This is a genomic window from Paraburkholderia sp. OAS925, from assembly GCF_040543975.1.
Classification (GTDB): Bacteria; Pseudomonadota; Gammaproteobacteria; order Burkholderiales; family Burkholderiaceae; genus Paraburkholderia; species Paraburkholderia graminis.
The window spans coordinates 1,895,446-1,913,505 of the sequence record NZ_JBEUNO010000001.1 but is presented as its reverse complement, the minus strand read 5'-3'; the positions used below and the strand labels follow the sequence as shown (position 1 = coordinate 1,913,505).

At 66.3% G+C, this 18,060-nt stretch carries 9 protein-coding genes; 2 read left to right on the top strand and 7 right to left on the bottom strand.

Translation table 11 applies throughout. The features are described from left to right. Window positions 1-67: 67 nt before the first annotated feature. Complete coding sequence (locus tag ABIE53_RS08345) at window positions 68-1,042, top strand: chemotaxis protein (protein ID WP_006051159.1); 975 nt, start codon at window positions 68-70, stop codon at window positions 1,040-1,042. A 61-nt stretch (window positions 1,043-1,103) separates the two neighbouring features. On the opposite strand, the gene ABIE53_RS08340 is transcribed toward ABIE53_RS08345, so the two are convergent. The 3 genes from ABIE53_RS08340 to ABIE53_RS08330 all read right to left on the bottom strand — a co-directional run bounded on the left by ABIE53_RS08340 (window position 1,104) and on the right by ABIE53_RS08330 (window position 4,352). Then, window positions 1,104-2,198, bottom strand: coding sequence for an asparaginase (locus ABIE53_RS08340; RefSeq protein WP_107708531.1), 1,095 nt, complete (start codon window positions 2,196-2,198; stop codon window positions 1,104-1,106). Between the two features lie 99 nt (window positions 2,199-2,297). Continuing rightward, entirely contained in the window at window positions 2,298-2,942 is a 645-nt protein-coding gene (locus ABIE53_RS08335) for a pyridoxamine 5'-phosphate oxidase family protein (protein ID WP_006051161.1), read from the bottom strand. Between the two features lie 138 nt (window positions 2,943-3,080). Continuing rightward, entirely contained in the window at window positions 3,081-4,352 is a 1,272-nt protein-coding gene (locus ABIE53_RS08330; RefSeq protein ID WP_107708479.1) for an MFS transporter, read from the bottom strand. A 242-nt stretch (window positions 4,353-4,594) separates the two neighbouring features. On the opposite strand from ABIE53_RS08330, the gene ABIE53_RS08325 reads away from it, so the two are divergent. Further along, window positions 4,595-6,772 (top strand): TonB-dependent siderophore receptor, encoded by a 2,178-nt coding sequence (locus ABIE53_RS08325; protein ID WP_374710188.1) that lies wholly within the window; start codon window positions 4,595-4,597, stop codon window positions 6,770-6,772. A gap of 66 nt (window positions 6,773-6,838) precedes the next feature. Here ABIE53_RS08325 and fhuB read toward each other — a convergent pair whose 3' ends face one another. The 4 genes from fhuB to ABIE53_RS08305 all read right to left on the bottom strand — a co-directional run bounded on the left by fhuB (window position 6,839) and on the right by ABIE53_RS08305 (window position 18,027). Then, complete coding sequence (gene fhuB, locus ABIE53_RS08320; RefSeq protein WP_107708481.1) at window positions 6,839-8,830, bottom strand: Fe(3+)-hydroxamate ABC transporter permease FhuB; 1,992 nt, start codon at window positions 8,828-8,830, stop codon at window positions 6,839-6,841. Next, window positions 8,827-9,795: an ABC transporter substrate-binding protein gene (locus ABIE53_RS08315; protein WP_107708482.1), complete on the bottom strand. Its 969-nt coding sequence runs from the start codon at window positions 9,793-9,795 to the stop codon at window positions 8,827-8,829. The genes fhuB and ABIE53_RS08315 overlap by 4 nt, the downstream gene beginning before the upstream one ends. A 46-nt stretch (window positions 9,796-9,841) precedes the next feature. Next, window positions 9,842-12,034 carry a TonB-dependent siderophore receptor gene (locus ABIE53_RS08310; RefSeq protein WP_107708484.1) on the bottom strand — a complete coding sequence of 731 codons (2,193 nt, stop codon included), beginning with the start codon at window positions 12,032-12,034 and terminating at the stop codon, window positions 9,842-9,844. Window positions 12,035-12,240: 206 nt separating this feature from the next. Beyond that, window positions 12,241-18,027, bottom strand: a complete 5,787-nt coding sequence (locus tag ABIE53_RS08305; RefSeq protein WP_376914971.1) for a non-ribosomal peptide synthetase — start codon at window positions 18,025-18,027, stop codon at window positions 12,241-12,243. Window positions 18,028-18,060: the final 33 nt, after the last annotated feature.

The following is an 18,060-nucleotide window of genomic DNA, read 5'->3' as shown; positions in this document are numbered from 1 at the left end:
GTAAGAAGCGCGTCGGCATCAACCAACGCAAGCGCGCGCCCACGCACCGCAATCCCGGAGAGATTCGATGGCAGTAGATAACCGCGCGCACGACGAACGCACCAACCTGACCAGTTCCAACAAATTCGAGTTGCTGCTGTACCGTCTCGGCTCGGTGCCCGGCAGCGACGCGCACGAGCTTTACGGCATCAACGTGTTCAAGGTGCGCGAAATTTCGACGATGCCGCCGGTCACGCCGATCGCCGGTTCGTCGCCGTTCGTGATGGGTGCGGTCGATATTCGCGGGCAGATCATTCCCGTGATCGACCTGCCGCGGCTGATGGGCTGCGAGCCCACGCGCGGCCTGAACATCCTGCTCGTCACCGAATTCGCGCGCTCGACGCAGGCGTTCGCGGTCGAGGAAGTCGACGACATCGTGCGCCTCGAATGGAATCAGGTGCTGTCCGCGGAAGGCGCGGCCGGCGGCAATCTCGTCACGAGCATTGCGCGGATCGACGGCAATACGGGCGACTCGCGGCTCGCGCAGGTGATCGACGTCGAGCAGGTGCTGCGCGACGTGTTCCCGTCGCAGCATCCGAGCGTGGACCCGACGTCGGTGGGCGATGCGCTGGGCATTCGCCCAGGCGCGAAGATTCTTGCCGCCGACGACTCCGGCTTTGCCCGCAAGCTGATCGAGCAGGCGTTGACCGCGATCGGCGCCGAGTTCGTGATGACCAAGACCGGCGAAGAGGCGTGGCAGACCTTGCAGCAGGTCGCGGAAGAAGCCGAGGCCAATGGCGTGCGCGTGAAGGACAGCATCGCGCTGGTGCTGACCGACCTCGAAATGCCCGAGATGGACGGCTTCATGCTGACGCGCCAGATCAAGGCGGATGAGCGGATGCGCGACGTTCCGGTGATCATCCATTCGTCGCTGACGGGCGCGGCCAACGAGGCGCATGTGAAGAACGCTGGCGCAAACGGCTATGTCGCCAAGTTCCAGGCGGGCGAGCTCGCGCATGCGATACGTACTGCGCTGATGTCCGCGGCTGAGGCTGCTGCGTGACGATGTGAAGCGGCCGCGCGGCCGCGCCGCGCCGAGCCAGCACTAACGACGCACACCCGCTTTACCGAGCCGCGGCGAGCGCAACCGAAAACACGACGCGGCTCGTCGCGACGCCCATCGTGTTGAACGTTCTGGGCGCATGAAAAGCGTCGAGCTTCGCGCGCTGTCCGGCCGTGCCGATATCGAGCAGCGCGAGCACTTCGGCGACCACCGCGTATAGCACGCTGACGTTGCCATCCTCGACTTTCACCGCGATGCCGAGTGCGCCTTGCGCGCCCTCCTTGCCTGTGTGCGCCGCCGTCTGCTTCGACGCGCGCACGCCGATCGCATAACTGCCGTCCGCACCGAGTTTCCCGACCAGCGCGCCTTCGAACGCGTTCATCAGCAGCGTGCAAAAGCGGCCCTCTCCTGCCACCAGTTCCGGATAAGCCGTCATCGCACGATAGATGCGCGCGAGCGCCGCCGTGCGCGAAGTAGGCTCAGCGTTGGAAGCACCGGAGGACACTTCATCCTCGGCAGCGGCCAGCTTGACGAAGAGTCGCGCAAGACGGTCCAGCGCAAAGGCCGGCGTGGGCAGATTGCATCCGTCGATCGCCCATTGCACGCCCTCGTCCGGCAGATCGCAGACGTCCGCGACCGTGTGCTTCACGCGCACTTGCAACGGATGATCCGGCTCTTCGTAACCGCTCAGCGCGGCGCCGATCGAACGCGCGCCGGCGAGCATGCCCGCGTGCTTGCCCGAACAGTTGCTGCACACCGCGCCCGGCTTGAAATCGCGTTTGATCCAGTCCGCGTACACGGCATCGGAGAGCGGCGGATGACCGCCGCAGCGAAGATCCGCCTCGCTTGCCTGCGCCTTCGCGAGCATGCCGCGCGCACGTTCGATGTGACGCGGCTCGCTGCTGTGCGACGCGCACATCAGCGCGAGGTCCGCATCGTCGAAACCGAAGCGCTCCAGCGCGCCGGTTTCCAGCACCGCGAGCGCTTGCGCCGGCTTGGCGGCGGAACGCGCCAAGGTGACGCGCGACGGATCGCCGAACGAATACAGCAGGCGGCCGGCGGCATCGACAACCGCGACATGCGCGCGGTGCGTGTTTTCAACAGAATTGCCGCGATAAACGGTCGCCGCGATCGGCTCCGTGGTGTGCAGACTCATGCGCATTCTCCTCGTGATCGCGCGAATCGTTGCGCTTGCAAGCAAGCGTCATATGTCACGCGCTAAGCGCCACGATTCTACGGAACGAGTGCGCGCGCATCAATCGCCGCGAACCGCTGCCTCGCGTTTAAGCTCGGCCACTTGCGCCTCGAGTTGCTGGATGCGCTCGTCGCGTTCCTGCAATGCGGCGGCTACATCCGCCGCTTCGAAACGCTGCGGAATATGCTTCGGACAATTGACGTCCCACGCGCGCACCGTCATCACGATCACGCGTTCGCCGCGCGCCTTGTAACCCTCGGGCATCAGCTTCGCGAGCAACGCGGGATCGTCGTCGACCACGCGCGCCTCGCCCCAGATCTTGATGCGCCGGCGATGCGCATAGTCCATCAGAAACAGATGCGCCTTCGGATTTTCCGCGAGATTGCCGGCCGTGATGTACTGCCGGTTGCCTGCAAAATCCGCGAACGCAATGGTGTGATCGTCGAGCACGCGCAGAAAACCGGCGGGACCGCCGCGATGCTGGATATACGGCTGCCCTTCCGAACTGACGGTCGCGAGAAACACGCTCGTCTGCTGCTCGATGAAACCCGCGACGTCGGGCGTGAGACGCGTCTGCCAGCCGTGTTCTTCTTCCATCCGCGCATACGCATCGCGCGAACCGTTGCGGCTTTGCAATGCCTTGACCGTGGGCGTGAACGCGATGTCGCTCGGATAAGCGTGCTGGTGCGAGTCAGGGTGTGTCATGAAACGGCTCCTTGGCGGGCATTCCCGCAAGTGACGCGCTCAACCTTACGCGCATGAGCCGTGGCGCGGTAGCCGGCCTGAACGAGAAGCCGCTTCTCATCGAACGAGAATAGCGCGCCGTGCAAAGCCGCGCGCCGCTCAGGCGCTCGGCGCCAGTTCCTCTTCGCGTTCGAGCGAACGCGTGTTCCTCAGTTCGGGGAAGAGCTTCATCCACAGCAAGGCGACCGTGATCGTCGCGATGCCGCCGACCAGCACCGCCGTTCGCGCGCCCCACCAGCCGGCCGTGACACCCGATTCGAATTCACCCAATTGATTCGATGTGCCAATGAAAAGCGAATTGACGGCGCTCACGCGTCCGAGCATTTCATCCGGCGTGCGAAGCTGCACGAGCGACAGACGCACGACGACGCTGATGGTGTCCGACGCGCCGAGCGCCATCAGCGCGAGCAGCGACACGATGAACTGATGCGACATGCCGAACACGAGCGTCGCCACGCCGAACGCGATCACGCCGCCGAACATCGCCGCGCCCGGCCGGTTGCGCAGCGGAAAATGCGCGAGCCAGATGGTGCCCGCGAGCGCGCCGATCGCGGTGCCCGAGCGCAACAGGCCGAGCCCGAGCGGCCCGGTATGCAGCACATCGCGCGCGAACACCGGCAACAGCGCGGTCGCGCCGCCGAACAGCACCGCGAACAGATCGAGCGACAACGCGCCGAGTATCACCGGTTGCTTGCGAATGAAGGCGATGCCCGAGAACACCGATTCGAGCGTGACGGGCGCGCGGCTCGCCGGCTTCGCGCGCAGCGGAATGCCCCACACGGCTGTGGCCGCGGCGGCGAACGACAGCGTGCACGCGAGATAAGCGGCGCCCGGACCGATGCCGTAAAGCAGACCGCCGAGCGCGGGACCGGCGATCTGCGCGGTCTGGTTCGCCGAGGTCGCCCACGCCGTCGCCTTGGGCAATTGTCCGCGCGGCACGACGCCGGGCAACAACGACGCGACCGCCGGCGATTCGAACGCGCGCGCCGCGCCCACGCAGGCAGCGAGCACGTAAATCACGGGTGCGCTGATCCATCCGCCGAAGGTGCCCCACGCGAACAGCAATGCCGCGACGCTTTCGAGGCTTTGACAGATGGCCGCGATGCGCCGGCGATCGTAGCGGTCCGCGAAGTGACCGACGACGAGCGTCAGCAGGAACATCGGCAGGAACTGCGCGAGTCCGACGAGGCCGAGCGCGAACGCGCTGTGCGTGAGCGCGTAGATGTGCCACCCCATCGCGACCGCGAGCATCTGGAACGACAGCGACGAGAGAATGCGCGTGCACCAGAAGCGTTGAAACGCCGGTTGCTTCGGCAGGCTGACGGAGGAGGAATCGGCGGTGTCGCTGGAGTCGGCGGGAACGGGAGGCATCGAGGTCGTGAGTGTTGGCGTGGCTGGCGTGGCTGGCGTGAGCGGCGGCTAGTTTAGAGCAACGCAGCCGGTCTTGCTGGCGCGGTGGGCATCCGCGAGTCCGCGTCATTATGTTTTCATTTGATAATCATTCTCATTTACATTATCCTCTCGCATCCTTAATAACAACCGACGCCGCTGAGCTGCCCGGCCGCTCTGGTGCGGGATACGCGTCGTCCAGGAATCTGTCGTTCAAACCATCCATGCGCTTCGTCAAAACCTCCGTGCCGCCAGGCCGCTTTCGCCGCCGCGGCCTCCGCATTCCCCTTTCGATGTTGATGTACATGGCGACCGCGCCCGCCGCACTCGCCGCCGCCGCTTCGCCGGATGCCGCGAGCGCCCCGCCCGCCGCCTCGACCGCCGCCCCCACCGAACTGCCGGCGGTCGCCGTGCAGGCCGCCGCGCTCGCCGACCCGACCGCCGGTTATCGTCCGCGCACGAGTGAAACCGCGAGCGGCATCGCGACGAAAATCAGCGACATTCCGCAGTCCGTCGCGGTGGTCAGCTCGAGCGTGATGCAGGACCAGCAGGCGCGCACGCTCGACGACGTGCTCGGCAACGTGAGCGGCATCACGCAAACGAACACGCTCGGCGGAACGCGCGATGCGTTCATCAAGCGCGGCTTCGGCTCGAACGACGACGGCTCGATTCTCGTCGACGGCATGCGCTCGCCGACGCTTCACAACTATCTCGCGACGATCGACCGCGTCGAAGTGCTCAAGGGCCCCGCTTCGCTGCTTTACGGCATTCAGGAGCCAGGCGGCGTGATCAACCTGATCACGCGCAAACCGGAAGACACTTTTCACGGCTCGGTCTCCGCGAACTACACGAGCCATCGCGGCAGCGGCACGAGCTTCGACCTCACCGGCCCGATCGGCGAAGCGGGCCAGGTCGCGGGCGGCACGCTCGCGTTTCGCCTGACCGGCGAGTACAACACCGCGCGCTACTGGCGCAGCTTCGGACGCCAGCGCGACGCGCTGATCGCGCCGTCGCTGTCGTGGCACGACGCGAATACGTCGATCGACGTGAGCTACCAGTACGTCGACTACACGACGCCGTTCGACCGCGGCACGGTGCTCGTCAACGGTCATCCCGACGATGCCTTGCGTTACACGCGCTATGAAGAAGCGTGGGCACAAAACTCAGGCGAGCAGGAAACGCTGCGCGCGAAAATCGAACACCGCTTTTCCGACGAATGGCGCGTGCGCGCAACCTACGGATGGAGCCGCGACCGCTACGACCAGTACATCACGCGCGCGACGGCGTTCAACAGCAGGACCGGCATCATGAGCCGCTCGTCGGATGCGAACCTGCAGCGCAACGATTCCGACGAAATCGCGACCGTCGGCGTGCTCGGCAATCTGAAGCTCGGCGGCATGCGTCACGAGTTGTACGTCGGCGGTGAGTACGAGCGTCAGCGCAGCTTCCGCGGCGACACGATACGCGGCAAGGCGGTGTCGGGCTTCGATCTGTTCGCCCCCGTCTATGGACAACTGTCGCCGGGCGGCACGCCGAGCGCGACGCAGAGCGACAGCTTGTCGAAGGTGCATACCTATTCCGTCGTGACGCAAGACACGGTTCATCTGACCGACAGGCTGATCGCGGTCGGCGGCCTGCGTTGGGAGAACTGGCAGCAACTGTCGGGCGTGGGCCGTCCGTTCGTGATCGCCGATCACTCGCATGGGCAGGTGTGGTTGCCGCAATTCGGCCTCGTTTACCGGCTCACGCCGGCGCTGTCCGCGTACGCGAACTTCAGCAAATCGTTCGTGCCGAACGTCGCCACGCAAGTGAGCGAGCCGCTCGCGCCGGAGCGTGGGCGCGTCTATGAAACGGGCCTCAAGTTCGACGCACATGGCATCACGGGCACGCTCGCCGTCTATCAGATCGACAAGAACAATGTGGCGGTCACGGTCGGCGATACGACGGAAACGGTGGGCAGCGCGAGGTCGCGCGGCATCGAGCTCGATGTGGCCGGACGGGTCACGCAGCACGTGAGCGTGATCGGCAGCTATGCATACACGAACGCAACCGACCGCGACAACGGCACGCGCCTCGTGAATGCGGCGCGCCATACCGGCAGTGTCTTCGCCGTCTACGACACGATGCTGCCGTATCTGCCGGGGCAATGGCGTTTTGGCGGCGGCGCGCGGCTAGTGAGCAAGCGTCCGGGCGACACGGCCAACAGCTTCACGTTGCCAGGTTATGTCGTGGCAGACCTGTTCGCCGCTTATGACACGAAGATCGGCAAGATCCCGACGCATGTGCAACTGAATGTGAAGAACGTGTTCGACAAAACGTACTATCCGTCGAGCAACAGCAATCTGATTATCGCGGTCGGCGAAGCGCGGCTCGTGATGTTGAATACGACGTTTTCGTTCTGACGCAGCGGGGTTCGTCGAGAGTCATGAGGCGCGCGATGCGCGCCTCGGCTCAACTTGTTCGACGCATCAACGACGCAGCAACCACATTAGATAAGGCCCGCCCAGAAGCGTCGCGATCACGCCCGCCGGCAGTTGCTGCGGAAAAATCATGTTGCGGCCGAGCCAGTCCGACAGCACCATCAGCAAGCCGCCGATCAGCGCCGCGACGACCATCTGCGAACGCGCGCGCGGAAAGCCGAGCAGCCGCGCGAGATGCGGCGCCATCAGGCCGACGAACGACATCGGGCCGATCACGACCGTCGCGCCCGCCGTGAGGATCGCGGCCAGCGCGAGCAGCATGAGCCGCGCGCGTTGCGCGCCGACGCCGAGCGCATTCGCCACGTTCGCGCCGAGCGGCAGGATCTCGAGCCAACGCGCGCCCAGATACGCGACGACCACCGCGACGACCGTACACGCGCCGACGGCGATTGCCGTCGCCGGCGCGATCAGGTAGGTCGAGCCATATTGCAGCGGACGCAGGAGGTTCGCGTACGCGCCACCGCTCGCCGTCGCGAGCATGACCAGCGCCTGCGAAAACGCGCTGAGGGCGATGCCCGCAAGCAGCACATGCTCCGGCGCAAAACCGCTGCGGCGGCCGAGCGCGACGATCGTCACGAGGCAGATCAGCGCGCCCGCCGACGAACCCGCGAGCAGCACGGGCGTCGACGGCGCGCTCGCCACGACTGCGGCGGCCAGCATGCCGAGCATCGCGCCGCCGCTCACGCCAAGCAGATCGGGGCTTGCCATCGGATTGCCGGTGACGCGTTGCAGGATCGTCCCCGCGAGCGCCACCATCACCCCCGCGCCCAGCGATGCGGCGAGGCGCGGCACGCGCCAGAACCACACGTCGCTCCATTGCTGCGCGCCGGTCCATTGCCAGCCGTGCAGCGTCGTCGAAAAGAGCAGCGACACGACGACCGCGGCGACGAGCAGGACGCCGAGCAGCAGTGCGGGCATCGTTAACGCGCGCCGCGGCGGCGCGTTCTCCGCAGACGCGGGACGCGGCGCCTCGATATGCACGCGGCGCAGCATCCACAGCAGCAGCGGCCCGCCGCAGAGCGCGACCGCCGCGCCCGTCGGCAGCAGTTCGCCGAGTACGCTCGGCAAACTCTGCACGGCCTGATCGGCGATCGCGAGCAACAGTGCGCCGACGAACGGCGCCCATAGCAACTGATCGCGCACGCGGCGTGCGCCCATCAGGCGCGCGAGCACCGGCCCGCCCAATCCGATGAAGCCGATCACGCCGACCGCGCTCGCCACGAACGCGCTCAACGTGACGGCGACGCCGAGCGCGAGCGGACGCGTCCATTTCAGCGACATGCCGAGCTGGCTCGCGCTGCCGTCGTCGAGCGAAAAGAGCGTTAAGGGACGCACCAGCAGCGCCGTGGCGACGCCGCAGGCGAGCACGCGCGGCAGCAGCCACACGACGCTCGCCCAGCCGTTTTGCACGAGCGAGCCGCCGCCCCAGATGAACACCGACGTCAACGAACGCTCGAACACAATCGTCAGGATCACTGACAATGCGCCGCAGTACAGATTCACGATCATGCCCGCGAGCACGATGGAGACTGCCGCGAAGCCCTTGCGCCACGTCATCGCCATGGTGGCGAACATCGCGAGCGCGGCGCCTGCCAGCGCCACCGCGAAGCGCATGTCGACGGCGAGCGCGGGCGCGGCCACCGCGGCGATCGTCAACGCGAGATACGCGCCCGCCGACACGCCGAGCGTGAGCGGCTCGGCAAGCGGATTGCGCAGCACCTGCTGAAAGACCACGCCCGCCAGCGACAACGCCGCGCCGGCGATCAGCGCGATCGCGAAGCGCGGCAGCCAGCCATAGCGCACGACAAGCTGCGGCAACGTGGCATCGGCGCGAGGCAACAGCGCGCCGGGCCATTGCGCGACAGGCAGCCGCGCGGACAGTGTGTGATAAACGAGCCACGCGGCCAGCATCAGCAGCAGCGCGGGCAGCCGCCACGCGCGCGGCGCGGCCGCGGTGACAGTCGCCGTCGAGCGGTTCATTGGGTGACTCCTTGCAGCGCGCCGGCGAGGCTGTCGGCGAAACGCATCGACGCGACGAGGCCGCCGAGCGCCGGCAACGGGCCGATGTGCCGGACGCGGTTTTGCCGCACGAACGGCAGTGCGCCCCATAACGGGCTGCGCGCGAGTTGCGCCGCGACGCCGGGCGGCACGCCGATGGTGACGACTTGCGCATCGGCATGTCGTGCGAGCGCGCCGAGGTCCGCTTCGGTCATGCCTTGCGGATCGGCGAAGTCCTGCCACGCGTTATCGATTCCGAGCGCGTGGAGCACGCCGCCGAACAGGCTGTTTCTGCCGAATACGGCGATGTGACGGTCGTCGATCGGACGCAGTAGATAGACGGGACGCCGCATCGCGCGAAAGCCCGCGAGACGCGCGGACGCATCGGCGACGCGGGCATCGGCTTGCGCGAACAGCGCATCGGCCGCGGCGTTGCGGCCGAGCGCGTCGGCGAGCTTGCGGGTCGCGGCGTGAACAGCGGGATAGACGTCGATGCCGGGGCCGAACAGTTGCACCGTCAGCGTCGGCGCGATGCGTTCGAGCAACCCGCGCAGCGGCGCGTGCCACGGCGTGATGACGATAAGCTCGGGCTTTAGCGCGGCGAGCACTTCGAAGTTCGGCTGATACAGCAAGCCGGTATCGACGACCGACGGCGGCAACGCCGGCACGCCGTCGAGCTTCGCATACCACGCGGGACGCGACACGCCGACGGGCACAACGCCGAGCGACAACACGACTTCCGTCAGCGGCCAGTCGAGCACGACGACGCGAGCGGCGGGCGCCGCTGCTGAGCCTGCGGCCGAGCCTGAAATCGAAGCGGCCGCAGAAACGGCACCCGCTGCATCCGCCGCGCGCGCCGACCGTGCGCCCGCCGCCATAAGCGCGGCCGCGCCCAACCCCGCAAGCGCGAGGCGCCGCTTGCCGTTAAAGCGCACGCTTGCCGTCATGGCGACGTGTGCCGCATGCGATCCGCCGGGCCCTTCGTCATGCCGATCACCATTGGTAACGAGCCGTGCCCAGCACCGTGCGCGTCGCGCCCCAGTAGCACACCGAGGCGGTCGTGCAGTACGAGATGTACTCGCGATCGAACACGTTGTTCAGATTGAGCGACAGGCGCCAGTTCTGAATGTCGTAGTGCGCGCCGAGGTCGACGAGCACACGCCCCGGCACGGTGAAGGTGTTCGCTGCATCGCCCGCCGAACTGCTCATATAACGCACGCCGGAGCCGACGCCGAAGTTGCGCAGCGGTCCGCGGTGGAACGTGTAATCGGCCCACAGCGAAGCGGTATTGCGCGGCGCGATGGTCGGACGCTTGCCGAAACTGGTGGGCGTCGTGGTGCTCGTCACCTGCTGGTTCAGATAGGTGTACGACGCAATCACTTTCAGATCGGCGGTGACGTTCGCGTGGGCTTCGAACTCGACGCCGCGTGAGCGCGTCTGGCCGGTCTGTATCGCGTTGCCCGGATGATCGGGATCGACCACCGACACATTGTCCTGCGTCAGCGTAAACGCCGCGAGCGAGAAGAAGCCGTCAAACCATTTCGGCTGATAACGCACGCCCGCTTCGATCTGCCGGCCCTTCGTCGGCGAGAACGGAGCGCCCGAATAGGTCGCGCCGAGCACCGGTTGGAACGACCGCGAATAGCTGACATACGGCGCGATGCCGCTTTCGAATTGATACGCGAGGCCCGCGCGCCACGTGAACGCATGATCGTTCGTGTGGTAAATGCTGCCCTTTCCCGTCGTGAGCAAGGTGGTCTGCTGATTGCCGCCCGTCCAGTCCTGGCGCACGCCGAACGTGAGCACCCAGTTACGCCAGCGCGCTTCGTCCTGCGCATACACGCCGACCGTGCTCAACGAATAATCGAGGCGCGTGTTGGCCTGCTGCGTCGGCAGCGACGAGAAGTTCGGGTTGTACAGATCCACCGTACCGAGGACGGAGTTGCCTTCGGTATCGCCGAGCATCGAGCGCTGATAGTCGAGACCGAACAGCAACGTGTGCTGAACGGCGCCCGTCGCTACCTTCGCCTGCGCGTGCGTGTCGACCTGGAATTGCGTGTAGTGCTCGTTGTCGACGTTGCCCCACATTGACACCGTGCGCTGATTCGCGCCGAGCGCACTCGTCACCGAGGTCTGGTAATAATGCTGGTCGATATGCAGATAGCGCAGATTCTGCGACACGCTGATCTTGTCGTTGATCGCGTGATCGAACTGATAACCGAACCAGTACTGCGTGCGATGCATGCCGTCGCGGTCGGGATCGCCGAAATATTTGTCCGGCCCGAGTTGACCGTTCGGGTTACTAAACAACGTCGCGCCGGCGGGCACCGGGTTGAACAGACCGCCGTTCGGGTCGCGCTGGAAGCTGCCCTGCAGCGTGAACGTCGTGTCGCGGTTCGGCCGGATCGTGACCGACGGCGCGATTGCAAGGCGCTGGTCCTTGATGTCGCTGACCTGCGTCTCCGCAGTGCGCGCGACGCCCGTGAGCCGATACAGCACGGTGCCGTTCTTGTCGACGGGACCGCTCAGGTCGAAGCCCAACTGATAGTTGTTGTGGTTGCCGATCTGCATCATCACTTCGTGATAGGGCTGCTCCATCGGCAGCTTGCTCACGTAATTGACGAGACCGCCCGGACTGCCCTGCCCGTACAACACCGACGCCGGGCCATGCAGCACTTCCAGGCGCTCCATGAAGTACGGGTCGATGCGCGGCGTGGCGAAGCGCGGCGACTGGTACAGATGCAGGCCGTCCAGATACGAGTCGAGCGGAAAACCGCGGCCGTAAAGCTGATCGAAACGGATGTCGGTGCCGTCCTGCGAATAGACGCCCGGCGTGTAGCGCAGCGCCTGATCGACGGTCTGCGCGCCCTGGTCGTCCATCTGCTGGCGCGTGACGACGGACACGCTCTGCGGATTCGTGAGCAGCGACGAATCCGTCTTGGTGCCGGTCATCGAACGTTTGGCGACATAGCCGACGCCCGGCCCTAGCGGATCTTCAGCAGAACTGCGCACCTGAACGGCAGGCAATTCCTTCGCGGCGTCCGTGCCCGATGCAGCGGCCGGCGATTCCTGCGCGTGCGCGCCGAGGCTGGCCAGACCCAGCATCAACGCGACGTAAATCGGACGCGGGTGCGGCAAGCCGCGCTCCCGCAAAGCAACGCATTTCCCGGCTTTCTCAACCTTCATTCTTCTTGATCCCCTTTCTTCTATCCCCGAATCAAGCCAGACGCGCGGACGCCGGCCTGGTGCCCGGTGATTCTCTCAAGACGGGATAGTAATGTAAACAATAATCGTTCGCATTCAATGCGAATAAAACTGTGGGGAACGGGAGACACAGCCGTTGGCGCGATGCGGGCGAAACGCGCGCCCGTCGCGCCAGCGGCTGGCAAATGCTAGCGGTGGAAATCGGCGACGGGATCGGGCTGAGTGCGTGCCGTCGCCTCGCTTTGCGACGCCGATGGTGCGAACCACTGCGCAAGCTGCGCGGCAAGAATCGGATGGTGGACGATGCTCGAATGACTCGCATCGACGTCGAACTCGTGCAGCCGGCCCCGCGTGTGGTCCGCCCACGCCATCCTGCGACGCGGATCGGCGATGCGCAGCGCGCGCCACACATGCAGATCGCAGGCGATGCGCGGCAGCACATGCCGCGACATCAGATCGGCGTGCAACGCATCGGCGGCGAGCGCGTCCCCGAGCAGCGACGGACCGGCGTTGTCGAGCAGCGTGAGCGCGGCGGCCGGCGCACTGTCTTCGCCTTCGTCTTCGTTGACGGTGGTGGGAGAGCCGGCGCCCTCCTCCCGATGCGTCGCCGTATCGACGATACCGACGAATGACACGCGCATGCCGCGCCGCTCGAAATGATCCGCGATGGCGATCGCGAGCCGGCCGCCGAACGACCAGCCGAGCAGCGCGTAGTCGCCGTGCGGCTGGAGCGCTTCGATGCTGTCGGCGTAGTGCGCAGCGAGCGCTTCGAACGTGTCGCCTTGCCACGGCTCGCCGCGCACAGCCGGGGCCTGAATGGCGATCAGGCTCACGCGGCCGTTCAGCGCCTGCGCGAGCGTGCGGTATTCGCCGACCATGCCGTAGCCGGGGTGCAGACAGAACAGCGTTGCCGGCGCGCCGAGTGCGTTGAGCGGCACGGCGGGCGATCGTGCGGCCTGGGCGCGAGCGTTTGCGTCTTGAGGCCGGCGTCGCGCGAACCAGGCGGCGAGCGCATCGGCGGGAGGCGCGGGCAGGCTGGCTTCGTATACGGCGCGCGCGGTCCAGCTTGCGGCGATGGTGTCGCGCTGCGCCAGCGTTTCGACGGAATCGGGAACGGGTGGGCGCGGTTTGGGGGCTTGTGGTTGTTGTGGCTGTTGCGGTTGCTGTTGCGATGTGGCGGTGCGCAGATGTTCGACCAGCGCGACGAGCGACGACTCGAACGACGCCAGCAATTTTTCGGCGAGCGCGTCCGACACGAACTGCGGCGCGTAGCCCCAGTTGAGCGCGAGCGAATCGCCGGCAATCCAGCCGTTGATGTCGAGCGCACGGTCGGGCAGCCGCGCGCGGGGTGCGATGGCGTCGCCCGGCGTTTCGGCCGCGAAGCCGAAGCGGCTTGCATCGTCGAAAGTCTGATCGAAGCGGCCCAGATAGTTGAAGCCGATCTCCGGCGTGGGCAGCGCGCGCAGCGCCGACCGACTCGCGGCGTCCGCGCAACAGGAGAGCAGGCCCCAGCCGAGCCCGCGCAACGGCACGGCCGCGAGACGCTCGCGCACCTGCAGCAGCGCATCGGCCGCGTCGATGCCGCGCGGCAACGCGAGCGGATACTGGCTCGTGAACCAGCCGACGGTGCGGCTCAGCTCGGCACCGTCGATGACGTCCTCGCGGCCGTGGCCTTCCAGCTCGACGAGCACTTCATCACGCGACACCGCATCGCCGATGGCGCGCGCGAGCGCCGCAAGCAGCACTTCGTCGACACGCATCCGGTACACGCGCGGCGCCTCGCGCAGGAGCGCCGCGGTGAGTTCGGGCGAGAGCTTTTTCAGCAGCGTCTTTTGCGGCTGCGGATGCGGCTCGATGGCCGGAAACAGCGGGCCGGCGCGCAATGCGGGCGCGTCGAGCGCGGTCTGCCACCATGCGAGTTCAGCGACACGCTCGGATGATTCGGCGTACTGATGAAGTTGGCGGACCCATGCGCGCCAGGGCATCGACGGGGCCGGGAGGTGGATGGGTTCGTTGCGTTCTGCTTGTTCGTAGGCGGTTTGCAGTTCTTCGAGAAGCACGCGCCACGAGACGCCGTCCACTGACAGGTGATGGATCGCGATCAGCAGACGGGTTTCGTCTTGAGTTTCGAAGTGGCCGACGCGCCAGATTGGGCCGCGCTCGATGTCGAGGCTCGACTGGATGTTGGTGCAGGCGGTTGCAAGGTCTGCGAGCGACGAGAGTTTTTCGTGGCGGACGATGGCGGTGGCGGGCTGCGATACGTGTGTGGTCTGCGGTTCCTCTGACGACAGCGATACTTGTGAGCCTTGCGACGCTTGTGACGGTTGCGAATCGTCCGTCGCTTCTGTCACTGTGTCCGCAGACTTTCCGCTCGCCACGGTCTGCTTCCACTCCCCGGCCTCTTTTACGAAGCGCAGACGCAGCGCGTCGTGGCGTGCCTCCAGGGCCGCGACCGCGCGCTCGAGCGCCTCAGGCACGAGCCGCCCCTTCACCTTCAGCAGCACCGCCTGGTTCCAGTGCGATTCCCCTTGCGGATATCGCTCGAAGAACAGCCGCTGGATCGGCGTCAGTGCGAGCGGCGCGCCGTCGTCGACCTCATGCGCGATGTGCGAATCGAGCCGTTGCGCGCGCTGCGCGAGACCGCTCACCGTCGGATGCTCGAAGATCTGCCGCGGTGTCAGCCGCCAGCCCGCCTCGCGCGCCCGCGCGATGATCTGCAGGCTCTGGATCGAGTCGCCGCCGGCTTCGAAAAAGTTGTCGGTGACGCCCAGATCGTCGCGTCCGAGCACGGCGCTCCAGATCGACAGCAGCACCGATTCGATCTCGTTCGATGGCGCCACGCACTCGCGCGCGCCCGTCTGCGGCGCGGGCAAAGCGGCGCGGTCGAGCTTGCCGTTAGGCATCCACGGCAGCCGCGCGAGTATCGTCACCGATGACGGGACCATGTAGGCCGGAAGCTTGTGCTCGAGTTCGCGGAGAAGGCGTGCGGTGTCGAGGGTGGGTGATGTCGTCGTGGTAGTCGTTGCTGCGCCTGTCTTTGCAGCGGTACTTGCTGCATCCGTCGTCGCCACGTCAGCCTCTACCGCGCCACCCTCGCCCGCCACATACGCCGCCAACCGCTGCGTCTGCCCTTCTCCGACGACAATCACCGCCGCCTCGCGCACGCCCTCGCACTGACGCAGCACCGCCTCGATCTCGCCCGGTTCGATGCGCTGCCCGCGCAGCTTCACCTGCTGATCGAGCCGTCCGAGAAACTCCACGGTGCCGTCCGCGCGCATGCGGCACAGGTCGCCGCTGCGGTACATGCGTGCGCCCGGCGCGCCGTGCGGATCGGGCACAAAGCGCTCCGCGGTGAGACCCGCGCGGCCAAGATAACCGCGCGCCACCGTCGGCCCGCCGATGCACAGTTCTCCGAGCCCGCCGACCGGCGCTTCATCACCGAATGCGTCGAACACGCGCGCCGTGCGGCCCGGATACGGATGGCCAATCGGCACCGTCACCTCGTGAACATCGTCGGCCACAGTGTGGCGATACAACGCGGCGACTGTCGTCTCCGTCGGTCCGTAAAGATTATCGAGCCGGATATCCGCGAGCGGTCCGTCGCGCCAGCGCGCGAGCGCGTCGCCAGGCAGCGCCTCGCCGCCGACCGTCACCTGGCGCAGCGCAAGCTGCGCGCGCGGCGGCGCATGACGATGCCACTGCTGCCACAGCGCCGTCGGAATCCGCGCGAATGTCACTTGCCGTTTCACCAGCCGTTCGCTCAGGCTTTGCAGATCCCACGGCTGCATCCCGCGCATTTCGACCGTCGCGCCGCGCAGGAGTGCAGGCAGCGTTTCGTGCAACGCGACGTCGAAATTGATCGTCGATGAGTGGAGCACTGTGTCGTCGTCGCTGATGCCGTAGGTTGTGAGGAAGTCCCGCAGGTGCGTCCATAACGCGCCGTGGCTCACGCCGACACCCTTGGGTCTGCCGGTCGAGCCCGAGGTGTACAGCACGTAAGCGAGCTGGTCGGGGTGCAGCGCAACGTCAATGTGCGGCTTCGACTCTTGCTCAGTGGCTGTGCTTATCATCGTTTCTGCGTCAAAGTGTTGCGGTGTCTCAGTGCCCATCAGTGACTCGCGCGCTGCGCCCGTCCGTGGCGCCGCAGAAGCAACGTTCGACTGCGACTGTGACTGCGCCTTCGCCTTCGCGTGCGCTTCCGCAGCAGCCGCAGCTACCGCCATTGCCCCTACCTCCACTACTTCACACCCCGCAAGCACCTCACCAACCCGCGCCGCACTCGCCGCATCCGCCACCACCTGCACGATCCCGGCATCGCCGATCATCTGCGCGAGGCGCGCGGCCGGGTAATCCGGGTCGAGCGGCACGAACGCACCACCGGAGCGAATAATCCCAAGCAACGCCGCGATCAGCGCCGGTCCTCGCGCGACACACAATCCCACGCGCCGCTCAGCACCGACACCTCGAGCGATGAGCCGCGAAGCAATTGCCGCCGACCACGCATCAAGTTCAGCATACGTGAGCGACTCATCTTCACAGCGCAGCGCAATCGCCTGCGGCGTACGCTTTGCCTGCGCCGCAAGCGCCATCCCAAGCGACTCGAACGCATAGGACTTCAGCGGCTTCCCTTCATGCTGCAAAGGCAACGTCAACGATCCAACCCTTCGCCGCACATCATCAACCATCTGCTCAAGCACCGCTTCGTATTGCGATGCAATCCGCTCCACTGTGCCAACGTCGAACACATCGGCCGCATAGTTGAACATCAGGCGCAAGTTGCGCCCATCGTCGACGACGTTCAGCACCAGATCGAAACGCGCCGTATCCGTGCCGCCCGCCTCCGGCTCAACGACGAGACCGGGCATCGCAACCGATGCGTCGCTCGTCGCCTGCTCGAGATTGAACATGACCTGGAACAGCGGCGAGCGTCCGAGCTCGCGATCGATCCGCAACGCGTCGAGAATGCGGCCGAACGGTATCGAGTGATGCGCATGCGCCTCGAGCACGCGCTCATGCAGTCGCGACAGCAACGTCGCACACGGCATGGTGCCGTCGACGTCCACATCGATCACAAGCGTGTTGACGAAAAAACCGATTAGCCCTTCGCTCTCGCTGCGCTGCCGTCCCGCCGACGGCACGCCGATCCGCAAGCCCGGCTGACCGCCGTAGCGGTACAGCAGCGCGGCATAAGCGCCGAGCAACACGGTGAAAAGCGTCGTGCGCTGTGCGCGCGCGAGTTCGCGCAGACGCTCGGCAAGAGCCGGGCCGACATCGCGCCGCACGCGTCCGCCTTCGACGCCGCGCACCGCTGCCCGCGGCCGGTCCAACGGCAATTCGAGCGCGGGACGCTCGGCTCCAAGGCGCTGTTTCCAGTACGCAAGATCGTCGGCAAACGCGCCGTCTTCCCATTCGTTCTGCCACGCCGCGACATCGCCGAAATGAATGTCGAGCGGCGGCAGTGCGCAAGTCAACGCGTCATGCTGACCATCGAGCGCCGCGCGATACAGCGCCGCCAGTTCGCGAACGAAGAGCGCCTGCGACCAGCCGTCGGACACGATGTGATGCACGACGATCGACAGCGCGTGACATTGCGCATCGATCCCGATGAGGTCGACGCGCAGCAGCGGCCCTTGCTCGAGATCGAACGGTTCGCGCGCGGCGGCACGCAGCATGTCGCGCAATTGCGCGGGATCGTCGAGCGTATGTTCGCGCCACAGGTAGCACGCGTCCGCGGCGATGCGCTGGGCCGCGACGCCGCGCGTCTCGACGAAGCGTGCACGCAACGCGCCGTGGCGAGCGACGAGCGCATCGAACGCACGGCGCAATGCACGCACATCGAGATGCCCCGTCAAACGCAGCGCGCGCGACAGGTTATACGCGGGGTTCAGCGGATCGAGCTTCCAGAGGAACCACAGACGTTCCTGCGCGGGAGCGAGCGGATAAGTTGCCGCGCGCGAAAAACGAAGAAGACGCATCGGCGCTCGACGCTTCTGCGTCTGCTGATTTAG

What these genes read in the sequence shown, in the direction of transcription:
- ABIE53_RS08345 (WP_006051159.1), top strand. Translation starts at nt 68, where the DNA reads ATGGCAGTAGATAACCGCGCGCACGACGAACGCACCAACCTGACCAGT.
- ABIE53_RS08340 (WP_107708531.1), bottom strand. Translation starts at nt 2,198, where the DNA reads ATGAGTCTGCACACCACGGAGCCGATCGCGGCGACCGTTTATCGCGGC.
- ABIE53_RS08335 (WP_006051161.1), bottom strand. Translation starts at nt 2,942, where the DNA reads ATGACACACCCTGACTCGCACCAGCACGCTTATCCGAGCGACATCGCG.
- ABIE53_RS08330 (WP_107708479.1), bottom strand. Translation starts at nt 4,352, where the DNA reads ATGCCTCCCGTTCCCGCCGACTCCAGCGACACCGCCGATTCCTCCTCC.
- ABIE53_RS08325 (WP_374710188.1), top strand. Translation starts at nt 4,595, where the DNA reads ATGCGCTTCGTCAAAACCTCCGTGCCGCCAGGCCGCTTTCGCCGCCGC.
- fhuB (WP_107708481.1), bottom strand. Translation starts at nt 8,830, where the DNA reads ATGAACCGCTCGACGGCGACTGTCACCGCGGCCGCGCCGCGCGCGTGG.
- ABIE53_RS08315 (WP_107708482.1), bottom strand. Translation starts at nt 9,795, where the DNA reads ATGACGGCAAGCGTGCGCTTTAACGGCAAGCGGCGCCTCGCGCTTGCG.
- ABIE53_RS08310 (WP_107708484.1), bottom strand. Translation starts at nt 12,034, where the DNA reads ATGAAGGTTGAGAAAGCCGGGAAATGCGTTGCTTTGCGGGAGCGCGGC.
- ABIE53_RS08305 (WP_376914971.1), bottom strand. Translation starts at nt 18,027, where the DNA reads ATGCGTCTTCTTCGTTTTTCGCGCGCGGCAACTTATCCGCTCGCTCCC.